A 2,154-nucleotide genomic window follows, 5' to 3' on the forward strand; every position below is an offset into this window, starting at 1 on the left:
CATGGCCTTGTAGCCGGGGGTGTTGGATTCGCGGGCGACCAGGTCGGAGTGGACCAGGACGTTGGCTTCGGGGAAGTACGCCGCGGCGCAGCCGCGGGCGGTGGGGTAGGCGATGAGCCGGAATTTCTCCGCGCGGCGTTCGGTGCCCTTGAAGGTGCTGGTCACATCGACCAGGTCCCGGTCGGCGAAGCCGAGCTCGTCCAGATCTGCCGGGTTGACCAGGATGACCCGGCGGCCGCCGGAGATCCCGCGGTAGCGGTCATCGAGGCCGTAGAAGGTGGTGTTGTACTGGTCGTGGCTGCGCATGGTCTGCAGGATCAGGTGCCCGGCCGGGGCTTCGAGGTACTCGAGCGGGCTGACGCTGAACCGGGCCCTGCCGATGTCGGTGGCGAAGGAGCGGCTGTCCCGGGGCGGGTTCGGCAGCACGAACCCGTTTTTGTCCCGGACGCGGGTGTTGAAGTCCTCGAACCCCGGGATCACGCGCGAGATGTGCTCGCGGATCACGTCGTAGTCCTCGGCCATTGCCCGCCAGTTCACCGGGTGGTCCTGGCCCAGGGTGGCCTGGGCCATCCGGGCGATGATCACCGGTTCGGCCAACAGGTGCTCGCTGACCGGGGCCAGCCGGCCCCGGGTGGACTTGACCACCGACATGGAGTCCTCCACCGAGAGGAACTGGGCCCCGCCGGGGTGCTTATCGTCCCGGTCGGTGCGGCCCAGGGTGGGCAGGATCAGCGAGGTCCGCCCGTGCACGATGTGCGAGCGGTTGGGCTTGGTGGAGATGTGCACGGTCAGCCCGGCCCGTTTCATGCCCGCCTCCAGGGCCGCGGTATCCGAGCAGGCCAGCGCGAAGTTCCCGCCCATCGAGACGAACACATCGACCTTATCGTCCATGAACGCCTCGAGCGTCTCGGTCGCGTCCAGCCCGTGGTGCCGGGGGCAGTCGATGCCGAACTCGGCATCCAGGGCCGCCAGCAGCGGCTCGGCGGGCTTTTCCCAGATGCCCATGGTCCTATCGCCCTGCACGTTCGAGTGCCCGCGCACCGGGCAGGCCCCGGCCCCGGGCCTGCCGAAGTTGCCCTGCAGCAGCAGCAGGTTGATGATCTCGCGCAGCGTGTTCACCGAGTGCGGCTGCTGGGTCAGCCCCAGCGCCCAGCAGATGATCGTGGCCTTGGAGGCGGCCAGCATCCCGGCCACGCGCTCGATCTGCTCCCGGGAGAGCCCGGTGGCCCGCTCGGTCCGGGCCCAGTCGATGGTGGCCCGGGCCTGGCGGTAGTCCTCGAACCCGTGCGTGGCCGCGGCAATGAACTCATGGTCCACCACCGTGCCGGGGGCGCGCTTCTCCTCTTCGAGCAGCAGGTGGCCCAGGGCCTGGAACAGGGCCAGGTCCCCGCCGACCTTGATCTGCACGAACTCATCGGCGACCTGGTCCCCGCCGCGGGCCAGGTTCCCCGGGCTCTGCGGGTCCTTGAACTTCAGCAGCCCGGCCTCGGGCAGCGGGTTCACCGCCACGACCCTGCCCCCGTTGGCCCGGCACTCGGTCAGCGCCGAGAGCATCCGCGGATGGTTGGTGCCCGGGTTCTGGCCCACCACCAGGATCAGCTCCGCCTTGTGCATATCCTCCAGCGAGACCGTGCCCTTGCCGATCCCGATCGTCGGGTTCAGCGCCGACCCGGAGGACTCATGGCACATGTTCGAACAATCCGGCAGGTTGTTCGTACCCACCGACCGGGCGAAGAGCTGGTACATAAACGCCGTCTCGTTCGCCGTGCGCCCGGAGGTATAGAACACGCACCGCTCCGGGGTGGTGGCCCGGATGTGCTCCCCGATCAGCTCAAACGCCTCCGTCCAGGAAATCGGCGAATAATGGCTCTCGCCCTCGCGGATCACCACCGGCTCGGTAATCCGGCCCTGGTTGCCCAGCCAGTACTCCGTCCGGGACTCCAGCTCCTGGATCGAGTGCGCCGCCCAGAACTCCGGGCCCACCGTGCGCAGCGTGTTCTCCTCCGCGATCGCCTTCGCCCCGTTCTCGCAGAACTCCGCCGGCTTCCGCGCCCCCGCAATCGGCTCCGGCCACGCACACCCCGGACAGTCAAACCCCCCGCGCTGGTTCACCCGCAGCATCGAAGCCACCGTCCGGGCCACCCCCGCCTGGGC

1 protein-coding gene is annotated in these 2,154 nt (G+C 69.1%); it reads right to left on the minus strand.

All coding sequences use genetic code 11. The annotated features are described in order from the left end of the window. A partial coding sequence (locus tag HGG74_RS20745) for an FdhF/YdeP family oxidoreductase (protein WP_168489435.1) occupies nucleotides 1-2,154 on the minus strand: 2,154 nt, incomplete at both ends.

The sequence above is a fragment of the Arthrobacter mobilis genome (genome assembly GCF_012395835.1).
In the GTDB taxonomy this organism is placed as follows: domain Bacteria; phylum Actinomycetota; class Actinomycetes; order Actinomycetales; family Micrococcaceae; genus Crystallibacter; species Crystallibacter mobilis.